This window comes from Microbacterium sp. RG1, assembly GCF_005347485.1.
GTDB classification, from domain to species: domain Bacteria; phylum Actinomycetota; class Actinomycetes; order Actinomycetales; family Microbacteriaceae; genus Microbacterium; species Microbacterium binotii_A.
This window is the reverse complement of the sequence record NZ_CP034121.1, coordinates 152856-172820: the sequence shown is the minus strand read 5'-3', so window position 1 is coordinate 172820 and position 19965 is coordinate 152856. Positions and strand designations below refer to the sequence as shown.

At 70.9% G+C, this 19965-nt stretch carries 18 protein-coding genes; 10 read left to right on the top strand and 8 right to left on the bottom strand.

Translation table 11 applies throughout. The features are described 5' to 3' along the window. Position 1 precedes the first annotated feature (1 nt). A complete protein-coding gene (locus EHF32_RS00770) occupies positions 2-559 on the bottom strand; it encodes a PH domain-containing protein (RefSeq protein ID WP_137416347.1) in 558 nt (185 codons plus the stop codon). Between the two features lie 70 nt (positions 560-629). After that, complete coding sequence (locus tag EHF32_RS00765; RefSeq protein ID WP_137416346.1) at positions 630-1424, bottom strand: biotin--[acetyl-CoA-carboxylase] ligase; 795 nt, start codon at positions 1422-1424, stop codon at positions 630-632. A gap of 159 nt (positions 1425-1583) precedes the next feature. Between EHF32_RS00765 and EHF32_RS00760 the strand changes: the two genes are divergently transcribed. Beyond that, a complete protein-coding gene (locus EHF32_RS00760) occupies positions 1584-3173 on the top strand; it encodes an acyl-CoA carboxylase subunit beta (protein ID WP_419144836.1) in 1590 nt (529 codons plus the stop codon). Continuing rightward, positions 3170-3397: an acyl-CoA carboxylase epsilon subunit gene (locus EHF32_RS00755; RefSeq protein ID WP_137416344.1), complete on the top strand. Its 228-nt coding sequence runs from the start codon at positions 3170-3172 to the stop codon at positions 3395-3397. The genes EHF32_RS00760 and EHF32_RS00755 overlap by 4 nt, the downstream gene beginning before the upstream one ends. A gap of 262 nt (positions 3398-3659) precedes the next feature. Here EHF32_RS00755 and EHF32_RS00750 read toward each other — a convergent pair whose 3' ends face one another. From EHF32_RS00750 to EHF32_RS00735, 4 genes are read right to left on the bottom strand one after another with little or no spacing between them, the layout of a single operon-like run. Continuing rightward, positions 3660-4706 (bottom strand): hypothetical protein, encoded by a 1047-nt coding sequence (locus tag EHF32_RS00750; protein ID WP_137416343.1) that lies wholly within the window; start codon positions 4704-4706, stop codon positions 3660-3662. Next, a complete protein-coding gene (locus EHF32_RS00745; RefSeq protein WP_137416342.1) occupies positions 4703-5941 on the bottom strand; it encodes a sensor histidine kinase in 1239 nt (412 codons plus the stop codon). Before EHF32_RS00745 ends, EHF32_RS00750 begins: the two co-directional genes overlap by 4 nt. Further along, positions 5931-6593 (bottom strand): response regulator transcription factor, encoded by a 663-nt coding sequence (locus tag EHF32_RS00740; protein WP_137416341.1) that lies wholly within the window; start codon positions 6591-6593, stop codon positions 5931-5933. The genes EHF32_RS00745 and EHF32_RS00740 overlap by 11 nt, the downstream gene beginning before the upstream one ends. Positions 6594-6597: 4 nt before the next feature. Further along, on the bottom strand, positions 6598-7875 hold the full coding sequence (locus tag EHF32_RS00735) for a class I SAM-dependent RNA methyltransferase (protein WP_137416340.1): 1278 nt from the start codon (positions 7873-7875) through the stop codon (positions 6598-6600). Between the two features lie 79 nt (positions 7876-7954). On the opposite strand from EHF32_RS00735, the gene EHF32_RS00730 reads away from it, so the two are divergent. Both EHF32_RS00730 and EHF32_RS00725 read left to right on the top strand, forming a co-directional pair. Next, positions 7955-8608 carry a Maf family protein gene (locus EHF32_RS00730; RefSeq protein ID WP_137416339.1) on the top strand — a complete coding sequence of 218 codons (654 nt, stop codon included), beginning with the start codon at positions 7955-7957 and terminating at the stop codon, positions 8606-8608. 99 nt (positions 8609-8707) lie between these two features. Next, on the top strand, positions 8708-10474 hold the full coding sequence (locus tag EHF32_RS00725) for an acetyl/propionyl/methylcrotonyl-CoA carboxylase subunit alpha (RefSeq protein ID WP_137416338.1): 1767 nt from the start codon (positions 8708-8710) through the stop codon (positions 10472-10474). A gap of 176 nt (positions 10475-10650) precedes the next feature. Here EHF32_RS00725 and EHF32_RS00720 read toward each other — a convergent pair whose 3' ends face one another. Further along, on the bottom strand, positions 10651-12111 hold the full coding sequence (locus EHF32_RS00720) for an NAD(P)H-quinone dehydrogenase (protein ID WP_137416337.1): 1461 nt from the start codon (positions 12109-12111) through the stop codon (positions 10651-10653). A gap of 89 nt (positions 12112-12200) precedes the next feature. Here EHF32_RS00720 and EHF32_RS00715 point away from each other — a divergent pair, with 89 nt between their 5' ends. From EHF32_RS00715 to EHF32_RS00705, 3 genes are read left to right on the top strand one after another with little or no spacing between them, the layout of a single operon-like run. Then, entirely contained in the window at positions 12201-13034 is an 834-nt protein-coding gene (locus EHF32_RS00715; RefSeq protein ID WP_137416336.1) for a purine-nucleoside phosphorylase, read from the top strand. Beyond that, entirely contained in the window at positions 13031-14704 is a 1674-nt protein-coding gene (locus EHF32_RS00710; RefSeq protein WP_137416335.1) for a phospho-sugar mutase, read from the top strand. The genes EHF32_RS00715 and EHF32_RS00710 overlap by 4 nt, the downstream gene beginning before the upstream one ends. Beyond that, the gene (locus EHF32_RS00705; protein ID WP_137416334.1) at positions 14701-15294 is read left to right on the top strand and encodes a GNAT family N-acetyltransferase; all 594 of its coding nucleotides are present in this window, start codon (positions 14701-14703) and stop codon (positions 15292-15294) included. Before EHF32_RS00710 ends, EHF32_RS00705 begins: the two co-directional genes overlap by 4 nt. Before the next feature lie 275 nt (positions 15295-15569). Here EHF32_RS00705 and EHF32_RS00700 read toward each other — a convergent pair whose 3' ends face one another. After that, positions 15570-17480 carry a BglG family transcription antiterminator gene (locus EHF32_RS00700; RefSeq protein ID WP_192900665.1) on the bottom strand — a complete coding sequence of 637 codons (1911 nt, stop codon included), beginning with the start codon at positions 17478-17480 and terminating at the stop codon, positions 15570-15572. 159 nt (positions 17481-17639) lie between these two features. Between EHF32_RS00700 and EHF32_RS00695 the strand changes: the two genes are divergently transcribed. From EHF32_RS00695 to ptsP, 3 genes are read left to right on the top strand one after another with little or no spacing between them, the layout of a single operon-like run. Beyond that, positions 17640-17963, top strand: coding sequence for a PTS sugar transporter subunit IIB (locus EHF32_RS00695; protein ID WP_137416333.1), 324 nt, complete (start codon positions 17640-17642; stop codon positions 17961-17963). Positions 17964-17980: 17 nt separating this feature from the next. Continuing rightward, the gene (locus EHF32_RS00690) at positions 17981-18256 is read left to right on the top strand and encodes an HPr family phosphocarrier protein (RefSeq protein WP_137416332.1); all 276 of its coding nucleotides are present in this window, start codon (positions 17981-17983) and stop codon (positions 18254-18256) included. 11 nt (positions 18257-18267) lie between these two features. Next, positions 18268-19950: a phosphoenolpyruvate--protein phosphotransferase gene (gene ptsP / locus EHF32_RS00685; protein ID WP_137416331.1), complete on the top strand. Its 1683-nt coding sequence runs from the start codon at positions 18268-18270 to the stop codon at positions 19948-19950. Positions 19951-19965: the final 15 nt, after the last annotated feature.

Genomic DNA, 19965 nt, shown 5'->3' with positions numbered 1-19965 from the left:
ATCAGGCGGGGGCGCTGGGCGGGGCGGGAAGTGGTTGCGCGTCGCGGTGGGCGAGGATCTGGTTGACCTCGACCTGGTCGACGAGCACCTCGTGCACCAACTGCACCTGCGGGATGCGGCGGATGACGAGCGGCTGCTCCACTCCGTCATCGAGGATCAAGGTCCCGGTGCGCCAGAGCCGCTGCAGCGGACCTCTGCGCACCGTGATGCGATAGCCGCGGACATGGCTGAGCTCGCGGGAACGCCGCCCGAACGCGCCCGAACGTTCGATGACACGACGCGTCGTGACCGTATAGGTGTGCGAGAGCCAGGCGAGAAAGGGGACGACCACGAGCACCAGGACGACGAGTCCGGCGGCCACCAACAGCATCCAGTCCTCGAACGGCGCCGGCAGATTCCCGAGGAAGTAACCCACGGCACCGGCGACGCCGATGAGCACAAGGGCGCACCAGAAGAGTCGCCGAGCGTGCCGGCGGGTGCGCACGATACGACGCTCCGGCGCCGCGACACCGGGTGCGGGTGTCGGCGGGCGGACCCCGAATCCGGTCGGCTGCGTCACCCTCCCATTGTGCCCTGCGGCGCCGCGCACACGTCGCTCACACGCCCGCCATCACGCGACGCGGCGGCACCTACCGGACGTGCGTGACGTCTCCTGCCGCGACGGGGACCTCCGCACCGCCGGCGGACACGACCAGTCGCCCCTCCGCATCGATGCGCTCGGCCCGACCTTCCAGCGTCGTGCCGTCGGGCAGCGACACCGCCACGTCGCCACCCAGCGTCGTGCACACGCTGTCGACAGCGGACTGGATGCCCGCAGCGACCGCGTCGCCGTCGGCGTCGATGAGAGCCATGAGCATGTCGTCCAGACCGCTCAGGTAGTCGGCGAGCAACCTGTCCTCATCGGCCTCCTGCCCGAGAGCGGCGAAGGAGACCGCCGTCGCCACGGGCAGATCGACCCGCGGCATCCGCGTGTTGACCCCTGCGCCGACCACGACGGCGTCGAACTCGCCGGGCACGGCCTCCGCCAGGATGCCGCAGATCTTCTGCCCGTCCACGAGGACGTCGTTGGGCCACTTCAGCCCCACCGCCTGCGGCATGCCGCGTAGCTGCGCGGCGATCGCCCGCGTCATCGCGATGCCCGCGATCAGGGGGATCCACCCCCGCGCATGAACGGGCAGAGCGCCCACGCGCACCACCACGGAGACGGCGAGCGCCGTACCGGCCGGCGTGACCCAGGTACGGTCCAACCGGCCGCGGCCCCGACGCTGGTCGGTCGTCACCAGCACGGACAGATGCGGCCACCCGGCGTCGTCCGCCAGGACCGCGGCGACCACATCCGCGTTCGTCGAGTCGGTCGTCTCGACGACCTGCACCCGGGGGCTGACAGCGGCGGCGAGAGGGTATCCATCGGCGGGGATCGGCATGGGCCACACGATACTCGCGACCCCCGATCGCACTCCCCCGTTGACAGCGTGAGCTCGCGCCTCACGGCGACAGCATCTGAGACAGCCGACAGCGGATGCCGCACACACCTGTCGACACCCTCCAACGCCAGGGGAGGCGGCGCCGATAGGGTGGAACGCGTGACGGACAGCCCCGACCTCTCGACCACCGCAGGCAAGATCGCCGACCTGCGCCAGCGCTATCAGGAAGCGGTCGTCGACGCCGAGAAGAACGCCCAGACGAAACAGCACGCGAAGGACAAGCTCACGGCGCGTGAGCGCATCGAGCTGCTCGTCGATCACGGCAGTTTCGTGGAGATGGACGAGTACGTGCGTCACCGCACGACGGCCTTCGGCATGGAGCGCTCGCGTCCGTACGGCGACTCCGTCGTGATCGGAACCGGCACCATCCACGGCCGCACGGTCGCCGTGTATGCGCAGGACTTCTCCACCTTCGGCGGCTCGCTCGGCGAAGTCGCCGGCGACAAGATCATCAAGATCATGGAGTTCGCGCTGCGCGCGGGCTGCCCCTGCATCGGCATCCTCGACTCGGGCGGAGCCCGCATCCAGGAGGGCGTGGTGGCGCTCGGCAAGTACGGCGAGATCTTCCGCCTGAACACCGCGGCATCCGGCGTGATCCCGCAGATCTCGCTCATCATGGGTCCGGCGGCGGGTGGAGCGGTCTACTCCCCCGCCCTCACCGACTTCGTCATCATGGTCGACAAGACGAGCCAGATGTTCGTGACCGGACCCGACGTCATCAAGACCGTCACGGGCGAGGACGTCGGGATGGAGGAGCTGGGCGGTGCCCTCACGCACAACACACGCTCCGGCGTCGCGCATTATCTCGCCGAGGACGAGGACGACGCGATCGACTACGCCCGCACGCTGATCGGCTTCCTCCCCGACAACAACATGTCCGAGGTCCCGGGCTACGAGGGCGTCTTCGAGTTCGAAACGACGGATGCGGACCGCGCGCTCAACGCGGTGATCCCCGACTCGCCGAACCAGCCCTACGACATCCACCAGGTCATCGAGCACGTGGTGGACGACGGGGAGTTCCTCGAGGTTCAGCCCCTCTTCGCCCCGAACATCGTGATCGGCTTCGGCCGGGTCGAGGGCCGCACGGTCGGCGTCATCGCCAACCAGCCCTCGCAGATGGCGGGAACGCTCAATATCGACGCGGGAGAGAAAGCCAGCCGCTTCGTCCGGTTCTGCGACGCGTTCTCCATCCCGATCGTGACGCTCGTCGACGTGCCGGGCTATCTGCCCGGCACCGACCAGGAGTGGACGGGCGTCATCCGCCGCGGAGCGAAGCTGCTCTACGCCTACGCCGAGGCGACCGTCCCGCTCGTCACCGTGATCCTGCGCAAGGCCTACGGCGGTGCCTACATCGTGATGGGCTCCAAGCAGCTGGGCGCCGACATCAACCTGGCCTGGCCGACCGCGGAGATCGCCGTCATGGGCGGGCAGGGAGCGGTGAACATCCTCTACCGCGGCGAGATCAAGCGTGCCGAAGAAGCCGGCGAGGACGTCGCCGCGGTGCGTGCACGGCTGGCGAACGAGTACACGTACAACGTGGCATCCCCCTTCCTCGCGGCCGAGCGCGGCGAGCTGGACGGGATCATCGAACCCGCTCAGACCCGCGTCGCGATCGCGAAGGCGCTGCGCTCCCTGCGCGGCAAGCGCGCCAGCCTGCCGCCGAAGAAGCACGGGAACATCCCGCTATGACCCTCGAGGAAACCGGCGAAACGCTGCGGATCGACGTACGCAAGGGGAATCCGGACGAGGTGGAACTCGCGGCGGCGATCGCGGTCGTCGCCGCCGCCTACCGGCAGGAGGAGCAGGGCGCGGTGGCCGCCGAGCCGATCCGGCGCTCCGCATGGTCACTGTCGCAGCGCGGGCTCCGACAGCCGCTCCGGCGTGAAGCCGGATGGGGCGGATACAGCGGCTGAGGGACGCCGGAGGGCGCCGACGCAGGTGTCCCCCAAAGTACCTACAGACACTCCCCGCGCCCCGTTCGCATACTGGAGGAGCTGGAACGCATCTTCGCGTTCGATCGGCCCGTTGACCGTCAGGGTGCACCAACCGGGTTCGATCTTGCGGGTGGTTTTCGGGTAACCACTCGCCCGGAGACGAGGGGCGAGCGACTCGCCGCCCCTCGTCTCCTTTCCTTTTGACGGTGCAGGTGCACCGCAGCTCGCAGGACCGCGGGACTCAGCCGGCCGGGTGCTCGATCTCGCGCCAGAGATCCACGCTGTCCTCGTCGGACAGACCGAGAGTCGACGAGGCGCGTCCGACGACAGTGACGGCGACCCGCTCGTCGGGCGAGGTGCGGATGTAGAGGCGCTCGGATCGCGCCGAGCGCAGCGTCTGGGCGAGTTCGGCGCGGATGACGTGCAGTTGCTCTTCGGCAAGCCCGTCCAGACCGCCCTCGTCGAACATCGTGACCATGGCACCGCGCCTGCGCGCCGCATCCAATGCTTCGCGCACATCGGCGTCCAGGAGACGCGGCCCGCGCAGTTCATCGCGCAGACGACCCTCGGCGATGCGGGCATCGGTGCGCTCGTCCTCCGAGAGGCGGCCGCCGGTCGCGATCGTGCGCGCCAGCACCGGACCGGCCACGGCGAGCGCGCGCTGCACCTGGATGCGCCGTTCCCGTTGCTGCGACCCCTGCGCCGCCTGCACGGCCGATGCGGTGCGCTGCAGTTCGCCGAGCCGTTCGGTGTCGCGCGCCGCGCGGTCCAGGGCGAACGTGAAGAAGTGGGCGCCGGTGACCCAGACCACCGAACCCACCAGTCCGAGACCGAGCGCGGGAATCGGCCCGAGGAGCACCATCGGCCACCCCGCGAGCACCGCGGTGCCGCTCCAGGCCGCCCAGGGCCTGCGGCGGATGACGAGGATGGTCATCAGAGCCCCCAGGCCTCCGATGTACCACGTGGCGTACTGCTCGGTGCGGGCCTCGAGAGGGATCGCCGCGGAGATGAGCGGCGGCAGCACCATGGAGACCAGCAGTGCCGCCACGCACAGCCACATGGGAAGCCGGTCGCTGCCTCGCGCGACGGTGATCTCCTGGCTGCGCGTGCGCAGTCCCGAGGTCATCCCCCAGAAGATGCAGAACCACGCGACGACGAGGAAGACGATGAGCGCCGTCCACAGCAGCGGCGGCTCGCTGACGGGGCCGGTGACCCAGGAGGCGCGCGCGACGAGGAAGCCCGTGAAGGCGAGGCCGAGCATCATGACGACGAATCGGATGCTGATCATGGGCCCACCGCCCGCCACGTCATCGTCACCCGGGTTCCGTCCTTGGACGAGACCACGTCGGCGCTCCCGCCGAACGCGCTCACCCGCGCCAGGATGGATGCACGGATGCCGAGCCGATCAGCGGGAACGTCGTCGATGTCGAACCCGGGCCCGCTGTCGGCGACGACGATGACCACACGGCCGGGCCGCGCGCTGCCGCTGACGCGCACCACGAGCCCCGCCCCCGCGGCGTGCTCCACCGCATTGGAGATGGCTTGCGCTGCTGCGAGCGCCAGCGCCCGCGCAACCCGGCCGGGCACCTCGGGGGTGTCGGGGTCGAGGTCGACGACGAGCTCCGCCGGGCAGTGTGCATCATCGATCGTCCGCCGGATGTCGGCCACGATCGCCTCCGCCGGCACCGGCGCGTCGCTGCCTTCGCCGACATCCCGATCGGTGTTGGCCAGCCGGGTCAGGGCCTCGCGGGCCATGGAGACGGCCAGATCGCGCTCACGCGGCGTCTCGGCACGTTCCGCGGCCAGCAGCGCCGCGAGCACACTGTCGTGCATGAGCGCCGCGACCGCGACGCGTTCGCGTTCCGTGGCGTTCACGGCGGCGGCTTGCGCGTAGGAGCTCACGGCGCGCAGGCGCCGCTCGTCGATCGTCGAGGACGCGGTGCGGAACGTCCACGCGAGCATCATCAGAACGCTCCCCAGGATGAGGGAGAAGGAGGTGTCCAGCGACACCGCGATCCACGCATCCGCCACAAAGCGCAGCTCGATCATCCGGACGAGCCCGTACACGAACGGCAGGAGCACGGTGATCGCGACGTGGACGGGACGAGGAAAGACGATGACGCTCGCCACGGTGGCGACGGTCACCAGGAAGTAGATCCACGGCTGATACGTGATCGCGGTCTCCGACCCGGCCGTGGCCCATGGCCAGACGACGAGGGACGCGGTGTAGGCGACGACGAAGAAGCGCCCGCCGAAGAGCGTGAAGCGGCCGGTGAAGAACGTGACCTCCATGACCACGAACGGGACGAAGACCACGAGCATGAGAGCGAGCTCCCACCCCTCCCGCACGTCCCGCGCCCCCAGGGCCGCGAAGAAGGCCTGCGCGCCGAGTGCGCCGAAGGCGAGGGCGACCGACACCGCCATGACGCGCTCGACCCGCTCCCGCGTGAACGAGGCGATGCCGGGGATGCCGGTGCTCTCGAGCTCTTCGCGGAGGACCCGTAACGGTCGACTATCGGTCATGGGCGCCCACCGACTGCTCCGTGAGCAGTCCGTCCTCCAGCGCGCGCCGCAGCAGGTCGACCTTGGTGGGAGCGGGCCTGCCGACCTCGACGTACTTCACGCGGATGCGCGTGATGTTCTCCTTGGCCGTCGAGAAGGCGATACCCAGGCGATCGGCCACGATCTTCAGAGGAAGCCCCGCGGCGTACAGCTTCAGCACCTCGCGTTCGCGCGTCGAGAGCTGGGCATCCGCGAAAGCACGGTCCCCTTCGATCGCACTGGCCCACTCGACGGTGTTCAGCACGTCGCCCCTGGCCACCGTCGCGATCGCTCCGACGACGTCCGAGATCGGCGAGGCCTTGCTGATGACGCCGACCGCTCCGGCGAGCAGGGCTTCGCGCACGGATGCGGGCCGATCCGCGACGCTGTAGATGATCACCGCCGAGCCGTCGCCCGTCAACCGGGTGACGTTCTCGGTCACCGTGGTGCCGTCGCCGAGGGTGAGATCCAGCACCACGACGTCGGCCTGCTCTCCCCCGTCCGCGCGCCACGCGAGGTACGACGTGACGGATGCTCCGGAGTAGACGACGTCGGTCGTGCCGGTCCGCGCGCAGGCGGCCTCCACCCCGAGCCGCACCGACTCGTGGTCGTCGATGAAGGCGACGCGCGTCATGCGCTCATGCTAGCCGTGCGCCCGTCCGCCGAAGAGTGGCGATCGCCTCGACGTGGTGGGAGTGCGGGAACAGGTCGACCCCGCGGACCGCCTCGGCGTCATAACCGTGCAGGCGGAACTCGGCGAGGTCCCGCGCGAGTGCGACGGGGTCGCACGCGACGTAGACGATGGCGGCCGGCTCGAGCCCGGCGATCGCGCGCGCGGTGTCCTTGCCCGCGCCCGAACGAGGCGGGTCGAGCACGACGACCCCTCGAGAGAGTCTGGCGCGCTGATCGCTGCTCGCATTGTTCGCGAGGTCGGCCACCCACCGCTCCACCCGCGCCGTCTCGGCCCGTGCGCCCACCCACTGCGCCAGGTTGTGCCCCGCGTGCTCGGTCGCGCGGGCGTTGGACTCCACGCTCGTGATGCGAGCGGAGGGCCCTGCGGCGTCCCCGATCGCGGCCGCGAGCAGCCCGACGCCGCCGTACAGGTCGAGGTGCCACCCCTCCGGATCCACGCCGACGTCGTGGAGCGCGTCGCTCACCAACGCGGTCAGGGTGCCCGCCGCCAGGCGGTGCACCTGCCAGAACCCGCCCGCATCCACGCGGAAGGCGCGCTCCCCCACCCGCTCGGTGACCACCTCGGGTCGCGCGGCGCGCTCACGTGCGTCGGGTCGCGCGATGACCCGCACCCGGCCGTCGGCGGGCTGGACGAGCTCGACGCGCCCCGGCTTCGCGCGGGCCAGCCCCGCCGCCGCATCCGCGATGGCCGACGTCGCGAGCGGCAGCTCGCGAACGGGCACGACCCGGTGACTGCGTGCGCCGAAGGGACCGATGTTCCCCTCCGCGTCGACGTGCAGGCTCACCCGCGTGCGCCACCCGGTACCGTCCGCACTCTCGGTCTCGCCGGTCGCGCTCGTGTGCGCCGCCTCCATGGTCGCCGGAAGCGACAGCCGTCCGATGCGTGCCAGAGCGTCCTCGATCACGCGGAGCTTGAGCGCCCGCTGCTGGGGCAGGACGATGTGGCCGAAGTCCGCACCGCCGGGACGGTCCTCGGCGGGCACCGACAGGTCGGCCTGCGCCCAGACATGCGGCTGCCGGTGCGGCGATGCGTCGAGGACCTCGACGACCTCCGCCCGCCAGAAGGACTTCTTGGATGTGTCGGTCAGACGCACTCGCACGCGCTCGCCCGGCAGGGTGTCCGGCACGAAGACGACGCGACGCTCATCACCGTGCCGCGCGACGAAGACGCCGCCGTGGGCGACATCGGTGATCTCGAGCTCGAGGTGCGTTCCGGCATCCATCCTTCGAGCTTCGCACACGCCCGCCCAGCGGCGACCCCCGCTCCGGCGGCGCGCACGGACGACGGGCTACCGTGGAGGGATGCGCGTGCTCCTCGCCTCGACATCGCCCGCCCGGCTCATGCTGCTTCGCCAGGCGGGGATCGAACCGCGCACCGCTGCCCCCGACGTCGACGAGGAGGCGGTGGTCGCCGCTGTCGAGGCCGCGGAGAAGCGCACGCTCACCCCCACGGAGCACGTGCTGCTGCTCGCGCGGCGCAAGGCGGCGGCCGTCGTCGCCGCGCTCGAGGAGGACGGGGAGGACTTCGACGGCGTCGTGATCGGCGGCGACTCGATGTTCGAGCTCGACGGCGAGATCCTCGGCAAGCCCTACACGCCGGAAGCCGCGACGGCCCGGTGGCACGACATGCGCGGCCGCACGGGCGTGCTGCATTCGGGGCACAGCGTGATCCGGCTCGCGCCCGGCGCAGCGCCCGTCGAGGCGCACGCCGTCGCCGCGGCGTCCGTGACCTTCGCCTCGGATGTCACGGATGCGGAGATCGCCGCCTACGTCGCGACGGGCGAACCACTGCTGGTGGCAGGCGCATTCACCGTCGACAGTCTCGGCGGCCCCTTCATCACCCGCGTCGAGGGCGACCCGTCGACGGTGGTCGGAATGTCGCTGTCCACGCTGCGGACCCTGTGCCGCGAGCTCGGGGTGACGTGGACCGATCTGTGGGGACCCTCCACCGACTGAACCCGCGTCGGGACGGTTGTAGGTTCTCCCGAACAGATTTATTTGTTCTTGTGGAGTTCGGTCAAAAAGACACGGCAACCTCTCGCTAGGCTGGCACTCATGCCTCGCATCGCCAAGGTCCTCATCGCGAACCGCGGCGAGATCGCCGTACGCATCATCCGTGCCGCTCGTGACGCCGGGATCGCCTCCGTCGCGGTCTACTCCGACCAGGATCGGGATGCGCTCCACGTGCGTCTCGCCGACGAGGCCTACGCCCTCGACGGCACCACCGGCGCCGAGACCTACCTCTCGATCGAGAAGATCCTCTCCGTCCTCCGCCGTGCCGGTGCCGACGCGGTGCACCCCGGATACGGCTTCCTCGCCGAGAACGCGGACTTCGCCCGCGCGGTGATCGGCGCGGGCGCCACCTGGATCGGCCCCTCGCCCGACGCCATCGAGGCGCTCGGCGACAAGGTCACCGCCCGTCATGTCGCCGAGAAGGTCGGCGCCCCGCTCGCCCCGGGATCCCCCGGCCCCGTCTCGGGCGCCGACGAGGTCATCGCCTTCGCCGAGCAGTACGGACTGCCCATCGCCATCAAGGCCGCCTACGGCGGCGGCGGCCGAGGCCTCAAGGTCGCGCGCGAGCTCGACGAGGTCGCGGAGCTCTTCGAGTCCGCGACCCGCGAGGCGATCACCTCGTTCGGACGCGGCGAGTGCTTCGTCGAGAAGTACCTCGACAAGCCGCGCCACGTCGAGACCCAGTGCCTGGCGGATGCGGCGGGCAACGTCGTCGTGATCTCTACGCGCGACTGCTCGCTGCAGCGCCGCCACCAGAAGCTCGTCGAGGAGGCGCCGGCGCCGTTCCTGACCGAGGAGCAGAACCGCATCCTCTACGAGTCGTCCAAGGCCATCCTGCGCGAGGTCGGCTACCTCGGTGCCGGCACCTGCGAGTTCCTCATCGGCGCGGACGGGACGATCTCCTTCCTCGAGGTCAACACCCGCCTGCAGGTCGAGCACACGGTCTCCGAGGAGGTCACCGGCATCGACCTCGTCCGCGAGCAGTTCCGCATCGCCGAGGGCGAGCTGATCGGCTACGACGACCCGGCCCCCATCGGCCACTCGATCGAGTTCCGCATCAACGGCGAGGACCCGGGACGGGGCTTTCTCCCCCAGCCCGGTCCGGTGAAGGTCTTCAAGACCTTCGGCGGCCCCGGCATCCGTCTCGATTCGGGCGTCACCGCGGGCGACGTCGTCTCGGGCGCGTTCGACTCGCTGCTGGCGAAGCTGATCGTCACGGGCCGCGACCGCGCGGAGGCGCTCGCCCGGGCGCGTCGCGCCCTCGACGAGTTCGAGGTCGCGGGCCTGCCCACCGTCATCCCGTTCCACCGTGACGTCGTGCGTCAGCCGGCGTTCACCGCCGAAGACGGCGTCTTCGGCGTCTACACGCGCTGGATCGAGACCGAGTACGTGAACGAGATCCCCGCGTGGGACGGCGAACTCGGCGACATCGCGCAGCCCGAGCAGCGACACACGGTCGTCGTCGAGGTCGGCGGGAAGCGCCTCGAGGTGAGCCTGCCCGACCGGATCGCCGCAGCACCTGCGCAGACCGGTCGCCCCGCCGCGGTGCCGCCGTCACGTCGCTCGCACCAGACCACCGCCAACGCGGGCGCTTCGGGCGATGCCGTGAAGGCGCCGATGCAGGCGACGATCGTCAAGATCGCGGTCTCTGAGGGTCAGCAGGTCGTCAAGGGCGACCTGGTCGTCGTCCTCGAGGCGATGAAGATGGAGCAGCCGATCCAGGCGCACAAGGACGGCGTGGTCGGCGCGATCAACGCCGCCGCCGGCACCACGGTCTCCGCGGGGCACCAGCTCCTGACCATCAACTGACCCGTCAGGGCCACCCGCCCGGGTGCCCGAGTTGCGTCGCATGTGCGCGACTGCGCCACTTCTTCGCACATGCCACAGTCATTCCCTGTCGCGGGTGCGCAGAAGTGTGGCAGCAACGACGCAACGAGCGCGCGGCGCGGTGACGTCGGCGGATGCGGCGCGCGGCCGCATCCGGATCAGTCCTCGTCTTCGGTGGCCGGCTCGATCACGTGCATGGCACGCATCGCGTCGGTCACAGAGCCCGACAGCGACGGGTACACCGTGAACACGCGCGACACCTGGTCGACGGTCAGGCGGCGTTCCACGGCGATGGCGATCGGGTAGATGAGATCGGATGCGCGCGGACCGACGATCGTGCCGCCGATGACGGTTCCGCTGCCCTCGCGCGCGATGATCTTGACGAAGCCGTCCTTGATGCCCATCATCTTGGCGCGCGGGTTGGCCGCGAGTGGCATCTTGCACACGACGCCGTTGATGGCGCCGTCGCGGATGTCCTTCTCCTGCCAGCCGACCGTCGCGATCTCGGGCGCGGTGAAGATGTTGGCGGCGATGCGTCGTTGCTCGAGCGGGATGACCACGTCGCCGAGGGCGTGGAAGATCCCCGTGCGCCCCTGCATCGCGGCGACGGAGGCGAGCGGGACGAAGGTGGTGCAGTCCCCCGCCGCGTAGATGTTGGGCACCGAGGTGCGCGCGACGCGGTTGACCCGGATGTGGCCGGACTCCGTCGTCTCGACACCGGCCTCCTCGAGGCCGATGCCCGACGTGTTCGGGATGGAGCCCACGGCCATGAGGCAGTGGCTGCCCTCGATCGTGCGCCCGTCGGCGAGGGTCACCCGGACGCCGTCGCCGGTGTTCTCGGCGCGCTCGGCGCGCGCCTTCGCCAGCAGCGTCATGCCGCCGCGGGCGAAGACCTTCTCGAGCACCGCCGCGGCATCCGCATCCTCGCCGGGAAGCACCTGGTCGCGGCTGGAGACGAGCGTCACCTTGGCGCCGAGGTTCATGTAGGCGGACGCGAACTCCGCGCCCGTCACGCCCGAGCCCACCACGATGAGGTGCTCGGGGATGGTCTTCATGTCGTAGAGCTGGGTCCACGTGAGGATGCGTTCGCCGTCGGGCTTGGCGGTGGCGAGCTGACGCGGGGAGGCGCCGACGGAGACCACGAGCGTGTCGGCCTCCACCCGGTCGAAGTCCGTGCCGCCGGGACCGGTGGAGGCGACCACCGCGCCGGCTCCGTCGAGGCGGCCGTGACCCGAGATGATGCGCACGCCCGCGGACACGAGCGAGGCGCGCATGTCGTCGGACTGCTGACGGGCGAGCGAGAGGAGCCGTTTGTTCACGGCAGCGAGGTTTATCGCCACCTGCGGCTGCAGGGGCTTGCCGGTGCCGTCCTTCGCGAAGAGCTGGACGCCCAGATCGCTCGCCCCGGCGATGGCGACAGCCGCATCCGCCGTGGCGATGAGGGACTTCGAGGGAACGACGTCCGTGATCACCGCCGACCCGCCGACACCGGCGCGTTCGACGAGCGTCACCTCGGCTCCCAGCTGGGCCGCCGCCAGCGCCGCTTCGTAGCCGCCCGGGCCACCACCGATGATCGCGACGCGCTGGGCGCTCTCGAAGCTCGCAGACATGGTGCTCATTCTCTCCCCCGACGGCGCGCGCCGACGAATCGGGGGATGCGGCGAGCGTCGATGTGGCCCACGGGGCCTCGGGTTCATAAGGTGGGGACATGGCAACGACCCCCCTCAACCCGCTCGACGACCCGGCCGCCGATCCGTTCGAGATCGCTCGCCGCGCCGCCGACGACATCGCGCGCCTCACCGGCGTCGCCCAGCACGACATCGCCCTCACGCTCGGCAGCGGCTGGGGCAAGGCCGCGGAGCTCATCGGTGAGACCGTCGCGACGATCGACGCGCCGGAGGTCACCGGCTTCAGCAAGCCGGCGCTGGAAGGCCACGTCGGCACGCTTCGCAGCGTCCGCACGCCTGCGGGCACGCACGTGCTGGTCATCGGCGCGCGCACGCACTACTACGAGGGCCACGGCACCCGCCGCGTCGTGCACAGCGTGCGTACGGCCGCCGCGACCGGCGCGCGCACCATGGTGCTCACCAACGGCGCCGGCGGCATCAAGGAGCACTGGAAGCCCGGAACGCCCGTGCTGATCAGCGACCACATCAACCTCACCGCGGACTCACCGCTCGAGGGTGCGACGTTCGTCGACCTCACCGACCTCTACTCCTCGCGCCTGCGCGATCTCGCCCGCACCGTTGACCCGAGCCTGGATGAGGGCGTCTACTGCCAGTTCCGCGGGCCGCAGTACGAGACGCCCGCCGAAGTGCAGATGGCCAAGATTATCGGTGGACACATCGTCGGCATGTCGACCGCTCTCGAGGCGATCGCCGCCCGCCAGGCCGGGATGGAGGTGCTGGGCTTCTCGCTCATCACCAACCTCGCCGCGGGCATCTCGCCCACCCCGCTCAGCCACGCCGAGGTGATCGAGGCGGGCCGCGAGGCGGAGCCCGTGATCTCCGATCTCCTCGCCCGTGTGATCGGCCGGCTGTGAGCGACGCCGTGGAGGCCGCCCGCGCGTGGCTCGCGCAGGACCCCGATCCCGAGACGCGTGAGGAGCTCACCGACCTCCTCGCCAGAGCGGACGCGGGCGACGCATCCGCTCTCGCCGATCTCGACCACCGCTTCGGCACCCGCCTCGCGTTCGGCACCGCCGGGCTCCGAGGCGAGCTCGGTGCGGGCAGCAACCGGATGAACCGCGTACTCGTCGCGCAGGCGGCCGCGGGGCTCGCCGCGTATCTTTCGGCCAACGCGGCCGAAGGCCACACGCCTCGCGTCGTGGTGGGCTACGACGGGCGCCGCAACTCGGACGTCTTCGCGCGCGACTCGGCGGAGATCTTCGCGGGGGCGGGGCTGGACGCCGTGCTGCTGCCGAGGCTGCTGCCCACCCCGGTCCTCGCCTTCGCCGTCCGGCATCTGGATGCGGACGCGGGCGTCATGGTCACCGCGAGCCACAACCCGCCGAACGACAACGGCTACAAGGTGTACCTCGGCGGCGCCGACGACGGATCGCAGATCGTGCCCCCCGCCGACGGCGAGATCGCGGCGCAGATCTCGCGCATCGCGACGGAGGTCTCGGCGAGCGAGATCCCCCGCTCGCTGGGGTACCGCACCGCATCCGAGGAGGTCGTCGAGGCGTACGTCTCGGCCACCGCCGCCGTCGGGCCCGCGCCTGCAGGCGCCGAGGGACTGCGCTGGGTCTACACCGCGATGCACGGCGTGGGCGGGGAGACGCTGGGGCGCATCGTCGCCGCGGCCGGATACCCCGAGCCCGTTCAGGTGGCCGCGCAGGCCGAGCCGGACGGGCGCTTCCCGACCGTCGCCTTCCCGAATCCGGAGGAACCCGGCGCGATGGACCTCGCCTTCCAGACGGCGCGGGAGGCGGATGCGGAACTCGTCATCGCCAACGACCCCGACGCCGACCGCCTCGCGGTGGCCGTGCCCGACGCGGATGCGGAAGGCGGCTGGCGCCGTCTGACGGGCAACCAGATCGGGCTGCTGCTCGGCTGGCGGGCGGCACGCAAGGCTGCGGAGGCCGGCGCATCCGGAACGCTCGCCTGCTCGCTCGTCTCCTCCCCCGGGCTCCAGACCGTCGCCGAGCACTACGGCCTGGGCTTCACCGCGACCCTCACCGGCTTCAAGTGGATCTCGCGCGCGCCCGAGCTGATCTTCGGCTTCGAGGAGGCGCTCGGCTACCTCGTGAACCCCGAGACCGTGCGCGACAAGGACGGCATCTCGGCGGCCGTCGCGGCGCTCGAGCTCGCGAGCGAGGCCCGTGGCTCCGGAAGGACGCTGCAGGATCTGCTCGATGAGTTCGACCGGACGTTCGGCTTCTTCGCCAGCGACCAGATCTCGGTGCGCGTGCAGGATCTCTCGATCATCGGCACGATCATGTCGAGCCTGCGGGCGGATCCTCCGTCGCGCATCGGCGAGGTGAAGGTCAAGGCGGTCGAGGACCTCAGCGCGGGGTCGGAGACGCTCCCCGCGAGCGACGTGCTGCGCTACACCCTCAAGGGAGGCTCGCGCGTGATCGTGCGCCCGTCGGGCACCGAGCCCAAGCTCAAGGCGTACCTCGACGTCCGCGGAGAGTCGGCGACGGATGCGACCGAGCGCATCGCCGCCCTGAGCGACGGGGTGCGGGCGCTGCTGGACGCGCGTTCGTGAGCGGCTGGTCCGAGGCCCCGCTGCTCGAGAACGCCCACGTGCGTCTCGAGCAGCTGGCGCCCGAGCACGCCGACGACCTCGCGGCGGCCGTCGCGGTCGATGAGCTCTGGCGCACCTGGTACACCCGCATCCCCTCGCCGGACGGCATGCGGGACGAGATCGAGAGTCGACTCGAACGGCAGCGGGCCGGCCTCGTCGCCCCGTGGGCGATCGTGTCGGTGCGCGACGGCCGCGCCGTCGGCATGACGACCTACCTCAACCTCGACGAAACCAACCGGCGACTCGAGATCGGGTCGACCTGGATGGGGCGCGCCGCCCAGGGCATCGGCATCAATCCGGCCGCGAAGCTCCTGCTCCTGGAGCGCGCGTTCGACCAGCTCGGATGCGGGGCGGTCGAGTTCCGCACCCACTGGCACAACCATCAGTCGCGCGCCGCTATCGCCCGACTCGGCGCCAAACAGGACGGCGTCCTGCGCAATCACACGGTGTGGTCGGACGGAACGATGCGCGACACCGTCGTCTTCTCGGTCATCGACGGCGAGTGGCCGACGGTCCGCGCCGCGCTGACCGCCCGTCTCCGCCACCGCTGACCGCCCGCATCCACTGATGCGCCGCATCCGCGTCGGGTCCCGGCATCCGCGTCGGGCCCGGCATCTCCGTAGGGCCCGGCATCTCCGTGTCTCAATCGTTCACGTGAATCGCGTCCGAAGCGTGAACGTCTGAGACACGCACCGACCCCACGCCGCCCGTGTCTCAGTCGTTCACGCCACGGCGCTCCGAAACGTGCACGAGGGAGACACGCAAGATTCGGGGGCGGCAGGCGAGGACGACGAGCGCTTGGGGATCCTCGCCTGCGCGGCCGGAGTCAGCCGTCGATGACGGCGACGAGCTCGTCGAGGAAGGCGGAGAAGTCGGTACCGCGACGCACGATCCGCTGTACCGAATCGCGTTCGCTGAACACCTCCACGAACTGCTCGAACACGGTCTGAAACGCCTCGCGGTCGGTCTCGGAGAACGCCGCGAGCGCGACGACCTGCACCCGAGAATCGCCCCACGGCATCGGCGGGTCGGCGATGCCGATCGCGATGGCCGTGCGCACCGCGGTCATGCCGATCGCGTGCGGCACGGCGAGCGCGTCGGTGAACGCCGTCGATGACAGGCGCTCGCGCTCGATGGCGCGCTCGACGTAGTCCGCGTCGATGACACCGCGCTCCACCAGCAGACCGCCGAGCTGACGGATGACACCTTCCTCACCCTCGGACGCATCGAGCCCGCGCACGAACGACGTCGCGTCGAAGTAGCGCTCCAGCTCCGCGCGCAGGCGCGCGAGGCGACGCCCACGGCGGATGCGGCCGGCCACGGCCTGCACGCGCTCGATGTCGCCGGGGGTCAGGAACGGCTGGATCCGCACGAAGCGCTCCCCCGACACGGGCGCGTCGATGGTGGTCAGGACGAGGTCCGTGTCGATCGAGGACCAATCGGGATCGACCCGCGTCTCGACGTCAACGACCTCGATCGCCTGGCCGAGCGAGCGGTCGACGCTCGATCGCAGCAGCTCGTGCAGCTCGTAGTATCCCGGGCACACGATGGTGGCCGTCAACAGGTTGTCGGAGCGGCGGCTGCGCTCGAGCTGGCCGCCGACGTGCATCGCGATGTAGGCGATCTCGTCGTCCAGGAGCGGGATGTCGAGGCGTTCCTGCAAGCGGCTCGCGATGTAGACGGCGACGTCGAAGATCATCGGGTACGTCGACTTCAGCGAGCGGGTCAGGGGGTTGCGCGACCACGCGTTCTCCCGCGCGCGAAGCCGCAGGTTCTGCACGTGCAGGCTCAGACGCTGCACGAACTCGGGCGCGAGGATGTCGACGAGGAACTCGGATGCGGCCTCCGCCACCACCTCGCTCACCACCTGCTCCACCTCGGCGTCGAGGGGCGTCCGTGCCGAGTCGGCGGCGCCGGGGGCGACGATGCGCGTCAGCACGATCGTGGCGAGGTGGATGGTGTCTCCCGTCCCCAGGTGCACCCCCAGGTGCTCCTGCGCAAGCTCGTCGATGACCCCGGCGATCGCCGCCTGCGCATCTGTCGGCGTCGTCGCGGCCTCGTCCAACGCGCGACCGAGAGAAACCCGGTCGGCGGAGATCGCGATGTGCATCAGCACGTCGGCGATGCCGAACTCGTTCACGTAGTAGCCCAGCTCGCTCAGCTGCGCGACCAGCTCCGCTTTGAACTGGCCGAACGCCCGCGGCGCGACGGACTCCTCTCCCAGGGTGCGCCGCAGCGCCGAGAGGTCGAAGGCCCCCTCATCCATCTCGTCGTGCACGAGACGGCTGAGGAGCCTGCGCTGCGCTGCTTCGGAACCGATGAGCCGCGCCCTGGACGCGGAACGCTCCAGCACCAGATCCGTTCCCCCCAGGAGGCCTCGCACCCGGGCGAGGTCGGACTCGAGGGTGGCGGGGCTGACGAACAGCCGGTCCGCCGTGTCGAAGACGTCGATGCCCGCGTCCCCGGCGAGCAGCGCCCGCACGATCGTGTGGAGCCGGTCGCGGGGTGTTCCCGCATCCGTCGGGTGATCGCGCAGCGTGGCGGCCGCCTCGGCGCCGGCGCGGTAGCCGAGCGGACCCGACTCGACGGCCCCCGCGGCACGCGCGTTCAGCGCGGTGACATAGCTGCGGATGCTGCGCGGGGTGACCCCGAGGAGGTCGGCGAGCGTGCCGGCGGTGATCCAATCGCGCTCGCGGACCAGGATGCCCAGCACCCTGTCCTGTCGCGCTCGCGTCACGTCACCCTCCGAGATCCCGGCTGGCACCGGCAGTCCATTCCATCACGTGGGCGGCGACGGGGGCCTGCCCTGCCGCGGCGATTTCCGCTCGGGGCGGAAGAACCTCTGGTTGCCGCGCTCTCGGGAGGTTCACAGGATGGAGAGGAAGGAGGCGGGTCGATGAGGATCCTGGTGGTGTGCGGCGCTGGTGCGTCGAGCACATTCGTGGCACAGCGGCTGCAGCGAGCGGCGGTGTCCGCCGGGCTCGATCTCCAGGCCGAAGCCGTACCGCACGTCGCGTTGGCGGCGCGCATCGGCGAGGCGGAGCTCGTGCTCATCGGACCGCATCTGACCCAGGTGGCGGACAGCATCCGAGAGGATGCGGCGCGCCACGGAGCTTCCGTGATCGTCCTACCCGAGGACATCTTCACGGACCGAGACGGTCGGCGAACGCTCGACCTGATCACGAACGCGACCGCGTCGCTGCCCGGCCCCACGGCCTGAGAAGGAAAGGCACCCACATGTCCCTCGCAACCCGTACTGTGCGCATCGGCTCGTCGCACGGCCTGCACGCCCGCCCCGCGAAGCTCTTCGCCCAGGCGGCCAAGGATGCGGGAGTCCCGGTCACGATCGCGAAGGACTCGGGGGCGGCGACGAACGCCGCGAGCATCCTCGGCGTCATCTCGCTCGGGTTGGACTACGGCGACTACGTGACCTTGACCGTGGACGGCGGCGACGCCGAGGCGATCCTCGACCGTCTCGCCGACCTGCTGACCACCGACCACGACGCCGCCTGAGGAGACACACCATGAGCACCACCATTCCCGGAGTCGGTATCGGACTCGGCGTCGCGCAGGGCCCCGTCGCCCGCATGGCCGCACCGCTTCCCGCCCCCGCCGACGAGCCTTCGACGCTCGACGTCGCCGCCGAGACCGCCCGAGTGCGCGAGGCCGTCGCAGCCGTCGCGCGTGAGCTCGAGCAGCGCGGCGCCACCGCCGGCGGCGCTGCGCAGGACGTCCTGGAGGCTCAGGCGATGATGGCCGAGGACCCGGCGCTGGAGTCGGAGGTAGACACGCGTCTCGCCGCCGGCGCCACCGCCGAGCGCGCCGTGTACGACGCCTTCGCAAGCTTCCGCGACACCCTCGTCGCCGTCGGCGGCTACCTCGGCGAGCGCGCCGCGGACCTCGACGATGTGGCTCAGCGTGTGATCGCCCGCCTGCGGGGCGTCGCGGCTCCCGGCCTCCCCGAGCCCGGTCATCCCTACGTGCTGGTGGCCACCGACCTCGCTCCCGCCGACACCGCGCTGCTGGATCTCGACCAGGTGCTCGCCCTCGTCACGAGTGAAGGCGGCCCCACCTCGCACACCGCGATCCTGGCCCGCGAGAAGGGGATCGTGGCGATCGTGGGCGCTGCGGCTGCCGCAGACCTCGTCGACGGCCAGGTCGTCATCGTGGACGCGGCCGCCGGCGTCGTGACCACGGAGCCGACCGAGGAGGAGCTGCGCCGCGCGCAGAACCGCGCCGACGCGCGCGCCGCGGCCGCATCCGCACCGATCACGCCCGGTGCGCTCTCCGACGGCACCGCGGTGCCGCTGCTGGCCAACCTCGGCAACCCCGAGGGCGCCGCCGAGGCTGTCGCGCTCGGCGCCGAAGGCGTCGGCCTGTTCCGCACCGAGTTCCTCTTCCTCAGCTCCGCCAACGCGCCGACGGTCGCACAGCAGCGGGAGTCGTACACGCGCCTGCTCTCGGCGTTCCGCGGCAAGAAGGTCGTCGTCCGGGCGCTGGACGCGGGCGCCGACAAGCCGCTCGCGTTCCTCAACGACGCACACGAGGAGAACCCGGCGCTCGGGCTCCGGGGCCTGCGCGCCCTCCGCGCGAACGAGGACATCCTGCGCGAGCAGCTGACGGCGCTGAGTGAAGCGGATGCGGCGATCGCCGCATCCGGTGAGCCTGCGGACCTCTGGGTCATGGCACCGATGGTCGCCACCGTCGAGGAGACGACCTACTTCGTGGAACTCGCCCGCGAGTTCGGCATCAAGACGGCCGGCGTGATGGTGGAGGTCCCCTCGTCCGCGCTTCTCGCCGACCGGGTGCTGAAGCACGCCGACTTCGCGTCCATCGGAACCAACGACCTGACCCAGTACACCCTGGCAGCCGACCGCCTCCTCGGCTCCGTCGCCGGTTTCCAGGACCCGTGGCACCCCGCGGTCCTCGGACTCATCGGCACCACCGGTCGGGCCGGGCGCGAGCTCGGAAAGCCCGTCGGCATCTGCGGCGAGGCGGCGGCCGATCCGCTGCTGGCCGTGGTCCTGGTCGGCCTCGGCGCGACGAGCCTCTCGATGGCCCCGACGGCCCTCGCCGACGTGCGCGCCACCCTCCTGAAGTACAGCCTCGACGATGCCCGCCGCATCGCCGAGGCAGCCCTGGCCGCCGACGACGCCGCATCCGCCCGCGACGCCGCCCGCGCGGCCGCAGCCACCACCACCGCGTAACACCCCTCACACAAA